Below are 14,392 nucleotides of genomic sequence, written 5' to 3'. Positions count from 1 at the left end.
GCATGACCTCCGCCCTGCCCCTCTGGATCGCCGCCGCCGCCGTCTTCCTGGGCCTCCTCATGGCGGCCGCCTGGCTGGCGCAGCGCCGCACGGGCCAGTCGGGCTGGGCCGACGTCGCCTGGACAATCGGTGTCGGTCTCACCGGCGCCGCTCTGGCCCTTGCCCCGCTGGGCGACACGCCCGAGCCGCTCCGGCAGGGATTGGTGGCGGCGCTGGCGATAGCCTGGGCTCTGCGCCTCGGAGGCCATATCCTGCTCCGGACGCTCGGCGGCGGGGAGGATCCGCGCTATCGCCAACTCGCCCTCGAATGGGGCGACGCCTTTCCCCGCCGCCTGTTCTGGTTCCTGCAGCTCCAGGCCGTCTGCGCCCTCTTCCTGGCGCTCTCCGTCCTCCTCGCGGGCCACAGCCCGGGACCGCTGCGCTGGAACGACGTCGCCGGCATCGCCCTGCTGCTCCTCGCCATCGCCGGGGAGGGCCTGAGCGACCTCCAGCTTGCACGCTTCCGGGCTACCCCAGCGAGTGGCAAGAGGGTCTGCAGGGAAGGGCTGTGGGCGTTCTCGCGCCACCCCAACTACTTCTTCGAGTGGCTTGCCTGGCTGGCCTACCCCCTGATCGCCATCGATTTCGGCGGCGCTTATCCGTGGGGATGGCTGGCGTTGTCGGGACCGGCGTTCATGTATTGGCTGCTCGTTCACGTGTCCGGAGTGCCGCCGCTCGAAGCCCATATGCTGCGCTCACGCGGGCAGGCCTATCGTGCCTATCAGGACCGAGTGAGCGCCTTCTTTCCCACGTTCCAGCCCAGGGAGCCCCGGCAATGAATATGCTCACCTCCGCCATCGGCGTCATCGAGCGCACGTCCATGCCGGACTGGATGACGCGTGGCGGCGTGAGTTTCCTGGTCGGACGAACCAGCCGGCGCCTCGCGAACCGCCCGCCTGCCGATGCGCCGTTCGCAGCCATGATGGGCGAACACGCCATCGCCCTGCATGCAAGCGCGGCCAATGCCCAACACTACGAAATCCCCGCAGCCTTCTTCTCGCTCATCCTCGGTCCACGGCACAAATATTCCTGCTGCCTCTATCCCACGGGCCAGGAGACCCTCGCCGAGGCGGAGACGCTGGCACTGGAAGAAACGATCGCCCATGCCGGCCTTTCGGACGGACAGGCAATCCTGGAACTCGGCTGCGGCTGGGGCTCGCTCAGCCTAGCCATGGCGGCGCGTTTTCCCAACTCCCGCATCACCGCCGTATCGAACGCCGCCGGCCAAAAGGCTTTCATCGAGGCCCAGGCTGCCGCGCGCGGGCTCGCCAACCTCTCGGTCCTCACGGCGGACATGAACGTCTTTGCCACCCAGGAGCGATTCGATCGCATCGTTTCGGTGGAGATGTTCGAGCACATGACCAACTGGCGTGCCCTGCTGTCCCGCATCCGCGGCTGGCTGCGACCCGAAGGGCGGCTCTTCCTTCATGTGTTCAGCCATCGCAGCCAGCCCTATCGCTTCGATCATGCCGACAGGACGGACTGGATCGCCCAGCATTTCTTCACCGGCGGCATCATGCCGAGCCATGGGCTCATTCGCGAGTTCGCCGACATCTTCGGGCTCGACGAGGCCTGGCAATGGAGCGGGTGCCACTACCAGCGAACGGCCCGCGACTGGCTCGCCAACTTCGATGCCCACGGCGAGGAAATCGAAGCGATCCTCCGGGATGTCCATGGCCCCGGGGCGGGCCTGTGGAAGCGCCGCTGGCGGCTATTCTTCCTGGCCACCGAAGGCCTCTTCGGCCACGCGGAAGGAAGGGAATGGGGCGTCAGCCATTACAGGCTGCGGCCGGCCTGAGCCGGCCGAGATGTCTTCCGGCGCCCAGGAAGGTCATGGCCTGGCCGCGGCCAGATAGCCCGCAACGGCCGCGGCTGCGGTCAGCATCGTACCCCAGGCCATATCTGCGAGAGTCACCGCCAGGGGCCAGCCTTTCAGCGTGGCATGATTGGTGAGATCGTAGGTGCCGTAGGCCACCAGGCCGAGAAGAGCGCCGCGGGCGAGCACGTGCTCCCAGCGTCGCGAAGGCAGCACCGCCAGACAGACGATACCTGCGGCATAAAGGAGGTAGAACAGCACGGCAGGCGCCCATGCCACCGAGTCCGCGAGCAGGTGGCCAGTGAGCGGCCGATAGAGCCTGGCCGTCATGACGGTGAGCCAGACCGCATCCACCAGAAGAAAGGAGGCAAGCGTGGCGAGATAGATCGTGGCTGTCCTGATCATGGAATCGCTCCGAATCGCTGCCTGCGATACGAGCGCAAGCCGGCGACGGATCAATTTCGTGGCGGCGGAAACAATAAAGCCGCCTGGCGGCGGCTTGAAGACTTCGGAAGATATGGTGGAGCCAGACGGGATCGAACCGTCGACCTCTACAATGCCATTGTAGCGCTCTCCCAGCTGAGCTATGACCCCACTTCGCGAAGACGGTATGGGTGCCGCCCTCGGGTACCTTCGGCGTTTCCGCCGACGGGCCGCTCCTTTCTCACAGGTCGCGGTCCGATGCAAGTCATGTGACGAAGAAATTTCGTAAAAATCACTTCCCCGTCGAAAAGGCGCGCCCCTGTGGAAAACCGCGCCCTCTCTTGCCGGCGCGAGGCAGCCCTCAGGCTTCCTCGTCGTCCTCGATGCCGTCGCCGATCAGGTCGGTAACGTCGTCGTTCTCGTCCTCGTCTTCCTCAAGGAAGGTATCGTCGTCGGACGAGGAGTCGTCCTCGACATCGATATCGTCGTCGCCGACCGCGGTCTTGGCGGCGCTCGCCTCGTCGTCGGCCTCTTCCAGGCTGATGAGCTCGGCATCCGTCACGGGATCGAGATCGGTATCCTCGTCCGTCTGGCTGGCCCGCGGCGCGGTAGCGTCGGGACGGACGCCACGCAGCAGCGGAGCGGCGATGGCGACCACCTGGCCGGTATAGGGCGAGATGATCGGATCCTTGTTCAGATCGTAAAATTTGCGCCCAGTCGTCGGACAGACGCGTTTCGTGCCAAGTTCGGGTCTGGCCACGGCGTAAACCTCTATCGAAATACGGAGTGCGAGGCCGCTACAGTCAACAGCCCCCGATGTCAATTAGAATCGCAAAGATGGGAGCTTTTCATGGATTGGCAAGGGGACGTCAGTGAAACTCCCCAGCTTCTTCCTTTGCCCGCCGGGCCATCCATGCTAAGCGCCCGGCCATGCCTGCCCGTCCCCAGAAATCGACCGGACCCGAGACCCAGCCCCTGACCGCACGGCGCTCGCCTCGGCTGGTGGGTCGAGTCCGCGTGCCCGGCGACAAGTCGATCTCCCATCGCGCGCTGATCGTGGGCCTGCTCAGCGTGGGGAGGACCGAAGTGGAGGGGCTGCTGGAATCGGGAGACGTGCTTGCCACGGCTGCAGCCTGCCGCAAGCTTGGCGCCACCGTGACGCGGGAGGACGAAGGCTCCTGGCGGATCCACGGTGTTGGCGTCGGAGGCCTCCTCTCGTCCGGCAGCACGCTCGATTTCGGCAATGCCGGCACCGGCTCGCGCCTGGTGATGGGCGTCGTCGCGGGCCACGGCGTCACCGCGACCTTCGACGGTGACGCGTCCCTGCGCAGGCGGCCGATGATGCGGGTGCTGACGCCGCTCCTGAAGATGGGCGCAGAGATCGTCACCAGCGCCGAGGGTTATCGCCTGCCGCTCACTCTGCGCGGCGCGGCCGATCCCGTGCCTATCGTGTACGAGACGCCGATCGCTTCCGCACAGGTCAAGTCCGCGGTGTTGCTGGCCGGCATCAATGCACCCGGCGAGACCGCCGTGATCGAGGCCGAAGCCACGCGCGACCACACCGAACGCATGCTCCGTCATTTCGGGGCCGAGATCGCCGTCACCCCGCATGGTCCGCGGGGGCGCCGCATCGTGCTGCGCGGCCGGCCCGAATTGAAGCCGAGGCCCGTGATCGTGCCCGCTGATCCCTCTTCCGCCGCCTTTCCGCTGGTGGCGGCGCTGATCGTGCCGGATTCGGACATCGTGATCGAGGGCGTGATGATGAATCCGCTGCGCACCGGGCTGATCACCACCCTGAGGGAGATGGGCGCCGACATCACCATGCTCAACGCCCGGGTCGAGGGTGGCGAGGACGTTGCCGACCTTGCCGTGCGCCATTCCGCGCTGCATGGCGTGGAGGTGCCCGCCGGGCGGGCGCCCTCGATGATCGACGAATATCCGGTGCTGGCGGTGGCCGCTGCGTTCGCCAAGGGCGAGACTCGCATGAACGGCCTCGGCGAACTGCGCGTGAAGGAGAGCGACCGGCTGTCCGCCATAGCCGCGGGCTTGGCCGCGAACGGTGTGGCGCATGCCGTGGAAGACGATGACCTGATCGTGTCGGGCATCGGGGAAGCACCGGGCGGCGGCCTGGTGACGACCCGTATGGACCACCGCATCGCCATGGCCTTCCTGGTGATGGGTCTTGCTTCGCATGCACCGGTGGGCGTGGACGATACCGGCTTCATCGCCACCAGCTTCCCGGGGTTCATTCCGACGATGCGCAGCCTTGGAGCCGATTTGGCATGATCATCGCGATTGACGGCCCCGCCGCCTCCGGAAAAGGCACGCTTGCACGCCGGCTTGCAGAGCATTTCGGCCTGCCCCACCTCGACACCGGCCTTCTCTATCGCGCGGTCGGCCGCGCCGCGCTGGATGGGGGGCTCGACCTCGACGATGCCGACGCCACCGCCGAGATCGCCGAGCGGCTGGAGGTTTCCACCCTCGACGAGAGCCGGCTGCGCGGGCGGGAGATGGGCGAAGCCGCTTCCGTCGTCGCGGCCCATCCCAAGGTCCGCAAGGCGCTGCTCGACCTGCAACGCCGCTTCGCCCACCAGCGGGGCGGAGCGGTTCTCGACGGACGGGACATCGGGACGGTGATCGCGCCCGGCGCCGAGGTGAAGATCTTCGTGACCGCCGCGCCGGAGATCCGTGCAAGGCGCCGCCATCTGGAGCTCGAGAAGCGCGGTGATGCGCCGCCCTACGAGGCTGTGCTCGCCGATATCCGCAAGCGCGACGCCCGCGACGCCGGCCGCACGGATGCACCGCTGAAGCCGGCGCCCGACGCCCATGTGCTGGACACGACCGCTCTCGATGTCGAAAGTGCCTTCGCAGCAGCCCTTCTGCTGGCAAACCGGCACAAAAGCTGATCAACCCTTGATTTTAAGCCCTCGGGGGCTGATATCCGCCCCGAATGATTTTTTGGAACAGGTGAGATGACGAGCAAGACCAAACCCGAAGCCGAGACACCGATCGAGGCGGAAGCGAGCGCTTCGGCCGAAGCAACGGCGGAAAGCACGGGCCAGGCCGGTGAGCAGGGCGCCGTCAATGACAATGCCTTCGAAGTGCTGACCAAGCTCCAGGCCGAGAACGCCGATCTGAAGGATCGGCTGCTGCGTACCATGGCCGAGATCGAGAATGTGCGCCGCCGCGGCGAGCGCGAGGTCAACGATACCCGCCAGTATGCCATCGCCAAATTCGCAGGCGACATGCTCGGCGTGGCCGACAACATGTCCCGCGCGCTTGCGAACGTTCCCGCCGAAGCCCGTGAGGGCGATGCTGCGGTGAAGACACTGGTGGAAGGCGTGGAACTGACCGAGAAGGAACTGCTGCGCTCGCTGGAACGGCATGGCGTCAAGAAGCTCGACCCTCAGGGAGAGCGCTTCGACCCCAACTTCCACCAGGCCATGTTCGAGGTTCCCGATCCTTCGGTCCCGAACGGCACGGTCGCGCAAGTCGTCCAGGTGGGCTACAGCATCGGCTCGCGCGTGCTTCGCCCGGCACTGGTCGGCGTCGCCCGGGGCGGCCCCAAGCCAGTAGCCGCCGAGACCGAGAAGCAGGGCTAAAGGCACGGGGCTGCGGCCCTGAGGTTTGCCTTGATGCCTTCTCATCGATTCGCGGTGCCGTCGTTCCGGCCTGAAAGCCGGAATGACGCGGCGATTGCTCCAGGGTCGCAGTGCCCTATGTGAGGCAGTCGAAATCGCCTTCGGCGCGCCCGGCCTTCCAGTAGTTCAGGATCTGGCAGCGCACCGGCGGCAGGGCCAGCACGCCACGCGCGTGCCGGCGTATGGCACGGGCGATGCCGGCCTCCGCTCCGGCCCAGACCATCAGGCCTTCGTCACCCCTGGGGACGGCCTCGCGCAGGGCATCGGCGAGGCGGCTCGGTTCCCCTGCCCGCCGTTGCAGACAGCAAACCTCCCGGCCTGCGCAGGCAAGCAGGCAGCGCGTATCCGGATCGGGCGTCTCCAGCAGGACCGTGACGGCGACCTCTCGGGGCAGGATTTCGAGCATATGGGCTATCGCCGGCAGGGCAGTCCGGTCGCCAGCCAGCAGGTAGGACCGGCAAGGCGGGGCGGGAATGACGCCCGGCCCGCGCAGTCCGACCTTGTCGCCGGGGCGCGCATGCAGCGCAAAGCGGGAGCCGATGGAATCCTCCCCGTGTAGAACGACGTCGATGTGAAGCTCGCACCGCTCCGGGTCCAGGTGGCGCAGGGAATAGGTGCGGATACGCTCGCGGCCGGCGGCATCGGCGAGATGTAGCTTCAGATAAGGCCCCAGAGTGCCCGGCGGCGGCAACAGCCTAGCCAGGCCCTCCCCGCCCAGCACCAGCCTGCGCAGACCCGGCGCGAGATCGCGGGAAGCGAGGACGGCGGCTTCGATCGGCTCTGCTGACGACATCAGGACCGTTCCTTCATTGCGGTTTGCGGCCAAGCTGCCAGACGAGGTAGGGCAGGCCGATGAGCGCGGCGACGATGCCGGTTGGCAATTGCCGCGGGGAAATGGCGGTGCGCGCGAGAGCGTCGGCGACCACCATGACGATGGCGCCGATCAGGGCCGAGGCCAGCAGTTGCGCCCCAGCTCGCCGCAACCCCAGGAGGCGCGCGATATGCGGGCCGGCAAGGCCGACGAAGGTGAGAGGCCCTGTGGCCATCACCGCAGCTGCCGTCAGTAGGGAGGCGATGCCCATGATGGCGAGCCGCACGCCCGGGAGGGGGAGGCCGACGGCGCGGGACACCGCTTCGCCGAGCGGCATGATCTCGAGCCAGCGCCCCAGCAGGAGCAGAAGGGGAAGCAGGACGGCGACGAACACGACCGAGATCAGCACGCTCGGCCACCCGGTCTGGTAGGTGGACCCGGCGATCCAGGCGAGCACCTGGTTGGCACGCGGATCGCCGAGAGCCAGGAAGGCGACGACGATGGCATCGAGCAGCGCCGACAGCGCGATGCCGGTCAGCAGTACTTGATCGGGCGCGAAGCCGCTGCGGCGTCCGGCGAGGAGCACGGCGGCCAGGGCGAGAAATGCGCCGCCGGCACCGAGGAGAACCTGCCCCGCCGGCGTAACGACCCCCAGCAGCAGCGCCGTCACCACGCCGAACGCGACGCCGGTGCCCACCCCCAGCACTTCCGGCGCCGCCAGGGGATTGCCGGAAAGGCGCTGCAGCAGCAGGCCTGCCACCGCCAGCATCGCGCCCGCGAGCAGGGCGATGAGGGTACGCGGCAGGCGCCAGGGCTCGACCGCCGCGAAATCCGCGAGCGCGGTGAACTGCCAGCCCCCGCTCGTGCGGCCGACCAGGAGTGCCAGGACCGTTGCGGCGAGCAGAAGAGCGGCGAGCATGGGCAGCAGCATCGACGTGCTGCGCGGTTCCGCTGGACCGGCGCTGCGGATCGCCGGTGGTTCGTTGCGGCGCAGCCGCGGGAGCAGCCACAGGAGCAGTGGCGCCCCCAGCAGCGCCGTGGCCGCTCCGGTCGGTAGGTTGGCGATGCCCGCCAGTTCCAGCAGGCTCACCGCGCCATCGACCGCGAGCACCAGCAGGCCGCCGACGATCGGCGCGGCGGCAAGCCTCCAGCCGAAGCGTCGAGCGCCCGACAGGGCCGCGATCTGAGGTGCGGCAAGGCCGATGAAACCGATGACGCCGACATGGGCGGTGACGATGGCCGTCAGCAATGCGGCCACCACCGCGCCGAAGCCCCGGATCCAGGCGATGGGCAGGCCCAGGCCGCGGGCGGCCTCGTCGTCCAGCGAGAGCAGCGAGAGCGGTCTGGCTCCGAGGATGGCGAGCAGCAGGAGGCCGCCGAGGCGGGGAGCCATCGCGACAGGGGCCGACCAATCCTGCTGGGCCAGCGAACCGCCGCCCCAAAGGAAGAGGACGGAAACATATTCCTGGTTGGTCAGGCGCAACGCCACCGTCAGCGCACCACAGAACAGGCCCGTCACCAGGCCAGCGAGAACGAGGGCGATGGAGGAGAAGCGATTGCGCACGGCGCACAGGAGCACGAAGCCGAGTGCCAGCAAGGCCCCGGCCAGGGCCACGGCCTCGCGGGCGGCGAGCAGTGCCGGCGCCGCCAGGAGGGCGGCCGTCATGGCAAGTTGGGCACCAGCCTCCAGGCCGAGCGTGGTGGGAGACGCAAGGGGATTGCGCAGCACCTGCTGCAGCAAGAGCCCCCCAAGACCTAGCCCGGCTCCGGCGAGAAAGGCCGTCAAGGCGCGCGGAAGCATTGAAAAGTGAAAGAGAAGCTGCCGGGGATCATCGAGTGAGGGATCGAACGCGGCCTGCCACCACTGTATCGCGGAGAGTTGCGCCTCCCAGCACCAGGCCGTCAGCAGGCCGGCCAAGCAAGTCAGCGCGGCAAGGGTGGCGGCAAGGCGCGTGACCTCATAAGCGCGCATTGTTCCGTTCCGGCAGAAGGCGATCCACGAGCAGGTCCGCGAAGCGGTCGGCGGCGGTGATCTCGCCGAAGGTCCACACCGCCGGCATGCGGCTGACGCGCCCCTGCCGCACGGCGGGCAGGTTGCCCCAGAGGCTGTCCGCGGACGGCGCCAGCGAGACCTCTGCCGGCAGCGGGTCGACCACCACGACATCCATATCCGGCAAGGCGGCGAGCCTCTCGATGCCAGTGAGGGCGAACCCCCAGTCATTGACGGCTTGCGTCCAGGCGTTGACGAGGCCGAGGCGGTCGAGCACGGCTCCAGGCAGGCTGGAACGACCGTAGATTCGCACAAAGCGCGCATCGAGAAACTGGATGACCAGGACCCTGCGCGACGCCTGCCCGGCGAGCCTGCCTCGAATGGCCGCGAGCTTTGCCTCGCTTGTCGCGACGAGGGCCTTTGCCCGATCCTCGCGGCCCAGCAACCGGGCGAGCGAAAGCAGTTCTTGCCCGGCCTGCGCGAGCGCGTCGCCCTGCCCTCTCTGAAGCGAGATTTCGCGCGTGGGCGCAATCCGTTCCAGCAGCGGCCGGGAAGCGCCGCCGAGAGGGCTGATCAGAATGAGATCAGGGTTGAGCGCGGCGACGATCTCCGGATTCGGCGCATCGCGCAGGCCCATGTCCGGGGTGCCCTCGGGCAGGGCCGGCTCACGGACCCAGATACGATAGAGACCGGCATCGCCGACACCGACAGGCAGCATGCCGATGGACAGCAGCATGGCGGTGGCAGTCCAATCGAGCGCGACGATGCGAACGGGCGCCTCGGCACGGGCAAGGCTTGCCGGCCAGGCGCTCCCCAGCGCGCAGGCCAGGAGACCCATGGCGACTGTTCGCCTCGTGCTCCTCGCCTGACATTCCCTGATTATTCGCATCCTGTCGCTCATGGCGGGCGGCAATGCAGCTGCCGGAAAGAAGCTGCCCCTCGTCAAGTCAGAGCGCTTATGGCATTCATAATATAGGCGTTGCAAGTCTTCGTATAATTCTTCATGTGCAGTTTAAATCTCTTCAAAATTGCACAGTCTTTATGTTATATAATTCAGTAATTTGGATTAATTGTAAATTAAACTCATTTACAATGAGAAGTTTTTGAGTCTAAACGTCCACCTTGCAAGCGCTTTGGCTAGATACCTCTAGGGCTGCGCGAAATTCCAATTTGAAAGTGGCGAAGCCGATGGGTCGGGGTGAGAGAGTGTGTGTTCGGGCGAAGGTCTTCATGACCTCGAGCCTGTTGGCCTTGAGCGTCGCGACGGTCGCGAACGCGCAACAGGCCGATGCCAATGGCGGCACCGTGGCTCTCGACCCCGTGATCGTCACCGGCGAGAGCGGCACCGGACCGGTCACGGGTTACGTCGCCAAGCAGACCACGGCTGGCTCCAAGACCGACACGCCCATCGAGAAAGTCCCGCAGTCGGTCACTGTAATCGGCGCCGAGCAGTTGGAAGCCCAGCAGCCCCTGAAGCTCGACCAGGCCCTTAGCTACACGGCCGGCGTAACCGGCGCCCCCTATGGCTATGATTCCCGCACCAACTGGGTGTTCATCCGCGGCTTCGATGCGAGCCAGACGGGCATCTTCCTGGACGGGCTTCCGCTCTACCAATACGCCTTCGGCAGCTTCTACATCGATCCCTACCAGCTCGAACGAGTGGAGGTTCTGCGCGGCCCTTCCTCGACGCTTTATGGCGGCGGCAATCTCGGCGGCATCCTCAACCTCGTCTCCAAGCGGCCCACCGATCAGCCGTTTCGTGAAGTGGAGGCTGGTGTCAACACCTGGGGGCAGGCCTATACGGGTTTCGATCTCGGCGGCAAGATCGACGATGCCGGCGTATGGAGCTACCGCGTAAACGGCAAGATCGCCGGCGGCGGCTATGAGGTCGACAAGGCCAAGGGTTTCCAAGGCTACATCGCACCGTCGCTGACCTACAAGCCGAACGATGCGACGAGCCTGACACTCCTCGGCAGCTTCACCAGCATGGACCTCGACCATACCGGCGGCTTCCTGCCCTACTACGGCACGGTAAAGCCGGCGAGCTTCGGCTACATCTCACGCAGTTTCTACTCGGCCGAACCGTCTGACGACATGTATCGCCGCCAGCAGGCGCTGCTGGGCTACGAGTTCAAGCACGACTTCAACGATGCCTGGACCTTCCGGCAGAACGTACGCTACGGCTATTTGGACACGCGCGAGCGCTACGCCTATCCCTACGGCTATTACGATCCCAACAACGCCGTCTATGGCGGCGGCAATCCCCAGCCGATAACGCCGGACAACGAGCTCTACCGCATCGGTTTCGAGCAGCATACCATCGCGAACATCTTGTCGGCCGACAATCAGCTCGAAGGCAAGTTCGACACCGGCCCCCTTGCCCATGACGTACTGTTCGGCATCGACTACAAATACTACAATATCAATCAGTCGCAGGCGCTGTTCAACGCAACGCCCATCAGCGCCACGGATCCGGTCTATGGCGCTCCGCAGGGGGCAACCGGCGCTCCCTATATTCGCCAGCACTACACGATGAACCAGCTCGGCGCGTATCTGCAGGACCAGATCAGCTTCGCCGACAATTGGCTGCTGACCCTGAACGGACGGTATGACCGAGTCTGGACCGAAAGCCGGGGCACCGCCAATTTCGACGGCACGGAAGGCGCCTTCAGCGGTCGCGCCGGCCTCTCCTACGCCTTTTCCAACGGCATCACGCCCTATGTCTCGGTGGCTCGCGGCTTCGACCCCGTGATCGGATCCGATTATGCCGGCAAGCCCTTCAAGGCCCAGACCGGCGTACAGTATGAAGCGGGCCTGAAATATCGCCCATCCTTCTTCGACGGCCTGATCACGGTCGCCTACTATGATCTGACCAAGCAGAACGTGCTGACCAACGATACCGCACATCTGTTCTTCCAGAACCAGCTCGGCGAGGTGCGCTCGCGCGGCCTCGAATTCGAGGCACAGGCCAACGTCACCGATGCTCTCAAGATGACGGCCGCCTTAACCACCTCGCGCATCACGATCGAGAAGGACACGGACTCCACGGTGATCGGGAAGCGTCCGAGTATCGTACCGGAAACCACCGCCTCGCTGTGGGCCGACTATACGTTCCAGGAGGGCATCCTGAAGAATCTCGGCCTGCAGGGCGGCATCCGCTATCTCGGTTCCTCCTATGCGGACAACCAGAACCTCTACAAGGTTCCTTCCGCCGTACTGTTCGATGCGGGGGTGCACTATAAGTACAAGGACTGGGACTTCGCGGTCAATGTGAACAATGTATTCGACAAGCGTTATGTCGCAGCCTGCAACGGCTCCCTCTCCTGCTACTATGGACCCGGTCGCGTTGCTTCCTTCAAGGCCAGCTATACATGGTAAGGCCGCAGGAATGGAGTGACGACCAGAGATCGCCGCTCGCGGACACCACATCCCTGTGGAGGGGCAAGCCGGCGGCCAGTGACCGCCGCTCCGCGCCGGGCCGCCTCCGGGTCCCACGGGCCCTCGCACGGCGGATCCGGCTTGGGCTGATCGCTGCACTGGCCCCGGCCAGTGCCCTTGCCCAGCAGGCCGATGGTGCACCGGCACCCTCCCTGCTTCCGCACGACCTCTCGCCGTGGTCGATGTTCATGCAGGCCGACATCGTCGTGAAGGCGGTGATGATCGGCCTGGCCTTCGCCTCCCTGGTGACCTGGACGGTATGGCTCGCCAAGGGGATCGAACTCCTGGCGGCCAAGCGGCGGGCGCAGGCCGCCACCCGCATGCTCGAGCGTGCCGGCAGCCTGGCCGAGGCGCGCCACGCCGTGGAGGGCGGCTGGACGCGCCGCGGCACGGTCGCCGATCTCGTCCAGGCGGCGGTGAGCGAACAGCAGCGCTCGGATGAGCTTTCGGCCGAGGGCGTCAAGGAACGCCTCTCCATCGCGCTCGCCCGTATCGAGGCCCGTGCCGGCCGCTCGATGACCCGCGGCACCGGCCTTCTCGCCACCATCGGTGCCACCGCCCCCTTCGTCGGCCTGTTCGGCACGGTCTGGGGCATCATGAACGCCTTCATCGGCATCTCCCAGTCGCATACCACCAACTTGGCCGTGGTGGCGCCCGGCATCGCCGAGGCCCTTCTCGCCACCGCCATCGGTCTCGTCGCCGCCATTCCCGCCGTGATCATCTACAATGTCTTCGCGAGGGCCATCGCGGGCTATCGCGCCCTGCTGTCGGACGCCTCCGGCGAGGTGCTGCAGCATGTCTCCCGCGATCTGGAGCGACAGGAACGCCAGGCCGGTGCGACTCCCGCTCGCTCCCTCGCGCCCGCGCGCACGCATGTGACGAGCTGACCTCATGGGCGTTTCCCTCAAGGACCCGCAGGACGGCGATCTCGCCGAAGTCGCCGACATCAACGTCACGCCGTTCATCGACGTGATCCTGGTCCTCCTCATCATCTTCATGGTGGCGGCGCCGCTCTCCACAGTCGACGTCGCCGTCGACCTGCCGGTCTCCAACGCCAAGGTGCAGCCGCGCCCGGACAAGCCGGTGTTTCTCACCGTGAAGAAGGACCTGTCGCTCACGCTGGGCGAAGACACCGTCCCGCGCGACCAGCTCCAGCCGGCCATGGACCGCCTCACCCGCGCGGACCGCGAGCAGCGCGTCTTCCTGCGCGCCGATGGCGGCGTCGCCTATCGCGACATCATGGGCGTGATGAACCTGCTGCGTAGCGCCGGCTATCTCAAGATCGCGCTGGTCGGCCTCGAGGATACGGGGCAGGCCCCGGCCGGGGCCGTTCAGGCGCAATGAGAGCACGGGCGTCCTCGCTGGCAGACCGGGCCAGGCACTGGCCATTGCCGTTGCTCGGCCTGTGGACCGCCGCAGCGGCAATCATGCTGGCGGTGCATGGCGGCGCGATCTGGGCCACTCGCGACTGGCACCCGGTCGAGCCGCCGCCGAAGGGCGATCCGCAGATCCCGATCGAGATCGATACGCCGCCACCGCCGGAGCCGGCGCCTCCGCAACTGCCCCAGGAAGCCATCCCGGAAGTGAAGCCCGAGGAAGTGCCGGACACGCAGGCCGACACGGTCCAGCCGGTCGAGCCCGACCCGGTGCCGACGGAGGCCACGCAGGCGGAGCCGACGCCGGTTCCACCCGACGAGGTGCAGCAGGCGTCACCGGACGAGCCGGCCCCCGTGCCGCCGGAAGAGGCACAAGCCGAGACGCCGCCGGAGCCGGAACCCGATGTGGTGCCCGAGACGCAGAAGACGCAGCACGCCGAAGTCGTCCTGCCGCCTGCGCCAAGGCAGGAGAAGAAGGAGCGCAGGCAGCCGCCGCGCAAGCAGCCGGAGCGCAGGAAGGTCGAACAGCCGCGCCCGCAGCCGCAACGTCAGCAACCCGCCATAAACGCCACGCCCGGAGGACGGGTGACGGGCGATGAATTGGCGGCATGGCGGCGAACCGTCTCCGGAAGGGTGACCAGCGCGACACGAAATCGTGGGGGGTCCATACGCGGAACGGCGAAGGTCACCATCTCCATCAGCGGTTCAGGAAGGATTACCTCGGTATCCGCTTCCTCGGCCAATCCGGAGGCCGAGGCCAAGGCCAAATCCTTGATTCAAGGCATCGGCTCGGTCCCTGCCCCTCCCGGGGGAGCAGGCCGATCAGTTACCGTGCCCATCATTTTCAGATAGGCGTGT

14 protein-coding genes and 1 tRNA gene are annotated in these 14,392 nt (G+C 66.6%); 9 read left to right on the top strand and 6 right to left on the bottom strand.

Translation table 11 applies throughout. The annotated features are described in order from the left end of the window. The first annotated feature begins 2 nt into the window (after positions 1 to 2). Positions 3 to 818 (top strand): DUF1295 domain-containing protein, encoded by an 816-nt coding sequence (locus AC6H34_RS11655; RefSeq protein WP_448149827.1) that lies wholly within the window; start codon positions 3 to 5, stop codon positions 816 to 818. After that, on the top strand, positions 815 to 1,837 hold the full coding sequence (locus AC6H34_RS11650) for an SAM-dependent methyltransferase (protein ID WP_497538916.1): 1,023 nt from the start codon (positions 815 to 817) through the stop codon (positions 1,835 to 1,837). The genes AC6H34_RS11655 and AC6H34_RS11650 overlap by 4 nt, the downstream gene beginning before the upstream one ends. Positions 1,838 to 1,870: 33 nt before the next feature. On the opposite strand, the gene AC6H34_RS11645 is transcribed toward AC6H34_RS11650, so the two are convergent. The 3 genes from AC6H34_RS11645 to AC6H34_RS11635 all read right to left on the bottom strand — a co-directional run bounded on the left by AC6H34_RS11645 (position 1,871) and on the right by AC6H34_RS11635 (position 3,038). Beyond that, positions 1,871 to 2,260, bottom strand: coding sequence for a DUF2177 family protein (locus AC6H34_RS11645; protein ID WP_448149829.1), 390 nt, complete (start codon positions 2,258 to 2,260; stop codon positions 1,871 to 1,873). A 113-nt stretch (positions 2,261 to 2,373) separates the two neighbouring features. Beyond that, positions 2,374 to 2,449, bottom strand: a tRNA-Ala gene (locus AC6H34_RS11640). A 190-nt stretch (positions 2,450 to 2,639) separates the two neighbouring features. Further along, positions 2,640 to 3,038 (bottom strand): TIGR02300 family protein, encoded by a 399-nt coding sequence (locus tag AC6H34_RS11635; protein WP_448149830.1) that lies wholly within the window; start codon positions 3,036 to 3,038, stop codon positions 2,640 to 2,642. A gap of 170 nt (positions 3,039 to 3,208) precedes the next feature. Here AC6H34_RS11635 and aroA point away from each other — a divergent pair, with 170 nt between their 5' ends. The 3 genes from aroA to grpE all read left to right on the top strand — a co-directional run bounded on the left by aroA (position 3,209) and on the right by grpE (position 5,880). Next, positions 3,209 to 4,564 (top strand): 3-phosphoshikimate 1-carboxyvinyltransferase, encoded by a 1,356-nt coding sequence (gene aroA, locus AC6H34_RS11630; protein ID WP_497538915.1) that lies wholly within the window; start codon positions 3,209 to 3,211, stop codon positions 4,562 to 4,564. After that, the gene (gene cmk, locus AC6H34_RS11625; RefSeq protein ID WP_448149832.1) at positions 4,561 to 5,184 is read left to right on the top strand and encodes a (d)CMP kinase; all 624 of its coding nucleotides are present in this window, start codon (positions 4,561 to 4,563) and stop codon (positions 5,182 to 5,184) included. Before aroA ends, cmk begins: the two co-directional genes overlap by 4 nt. A gap of 66 nt (positions 5,185 to 5,250) precedes the next feature. Further along, positions 5,251 to 5,880 (top strand): nucleotide exchange factor GrpE, encoded by a 630-nt coding sequence (grpE, locus tag AC6H34_RS11620; protein WP_448149833.1) that lies wholly within the window; start codon positions 5,251 to 5,253, stop codon positions 5,878 to 5,880. Between the two features lie 115 nt (positions 5,881 to 5,995). Here grpE and AC6H34_RS11615 read toward each other — a convergent pair whose 3' ends face one another. From AC6H34_RS11615 to AC6H34_RS11605, 3 genes are read right to left on the bottom strand one after another with little or no spacing between them, the layout of a single operon-like run. Further along, a complete protein-coding gene (locus AC6H34_RS11615) occupies positions 5,996 to 6,712 on the bottom strand; it encodes a siderophore-interacting protein (RefSeq protein ID WP_497538914.1) in 717 nt (238 codons plus the stop codon). Between the two features lie 13 nt (positions 6,713 to 6,725). Further along, positions 6,726 to 8,702: a Fe(3+)-hydroxamate ABC transporter permease FhuB gene (gene fhuB / locus AC6H34_RS11610; protein ID WP_497538913.1), complete on the bottom strand. Its 1,977-nt coding sequence runs from the start codon at positions 8,700 to 8,702 to the stop codon at positions 6,726 to 6,728. Then, positions 8,689 to 9,558, bottom strand: coding sequence for an ABC transporter substrate-binding protein (locus AC6H34_RS11605; protein ID WP_497538912.1), 870 nt, complete (start codon positions 9,556 to 9,558; stop codon positions 8,689 to 8,691). Before AC6H34_RS11605 ends, fhuB begins: the two co-directional genes overlap by 14 nt. A gap of 392 nt (positions 9,559 to 9,950) precedes the next feature. On the opposite strand from AC6H34_RS11605, the gene AC6H34_RS11600 reads away from it, so the two are divergent. The 4 genes from AC6H34_RS11600 to AC6H34_RS11585 are packed head-to-tail and all read left to right on the top strand — an operon-like array spanning position 9,951 to position 14,386. Beyond that, a complete protein-coding gene (locus tag AC6H34_RS11600) occupies positions 9,951 to 12,098 on the top strand; it encodes a TonB-dependent siderophore receptor (protein ID WP_497538911.1) in 2,148 nt (715 codons plus the stop codon). After that, entirely contained in the window at positions 12,092 to 13,045 is a 954-nt protein-coding gene (gene exbB, locus AC6H34_RS11595; protein WP_497538910.1) for a tonB-system energizer ExbB, read from the top strand. The genes AC6H34_RS11600 and exbB overlap by 7 nt, the downstream gene beginning before the upstream one ends. A gap of 4 nt (positions 13,046 to 13,049) precedes the next feature. Continuing rightward, positions 13,050 to 13,502: a TonB system transport protein ExbD gene (gene exbD, locus AC6H34_RS11590; protein ID WP_448149839.1), complete on the top strand. Its 453-nt coding sequence runs from the start codon at positions 13,050 to 13,052 to the stop codon at positions 13,500 to 13,502. Continuing rightward, positions 13,499 to 14,386, top strand: coding sequence for an energy transducer TonB family protein (locus AC6H34_RS11585; protein WP_497538909.1), 888 nt, complete (start codon positions 13,499 to 13,501; stop codon positions 14,384 to 14,386). The genes exbD and AC6H34_RS11585 overlap by 4 nt, the downstream gene beginning before the upstream one ends. Positions 14,387 to 14,392 lie beyond the last annotated feature (6 nt).

This window comes from Labrys sp. ALF-8, from assembly GCF_059699065.1.
Note: the sequence above shows the minus strand (reverse complement) of the source record. Positions and strands in the feature narration are given on the sequence as shown.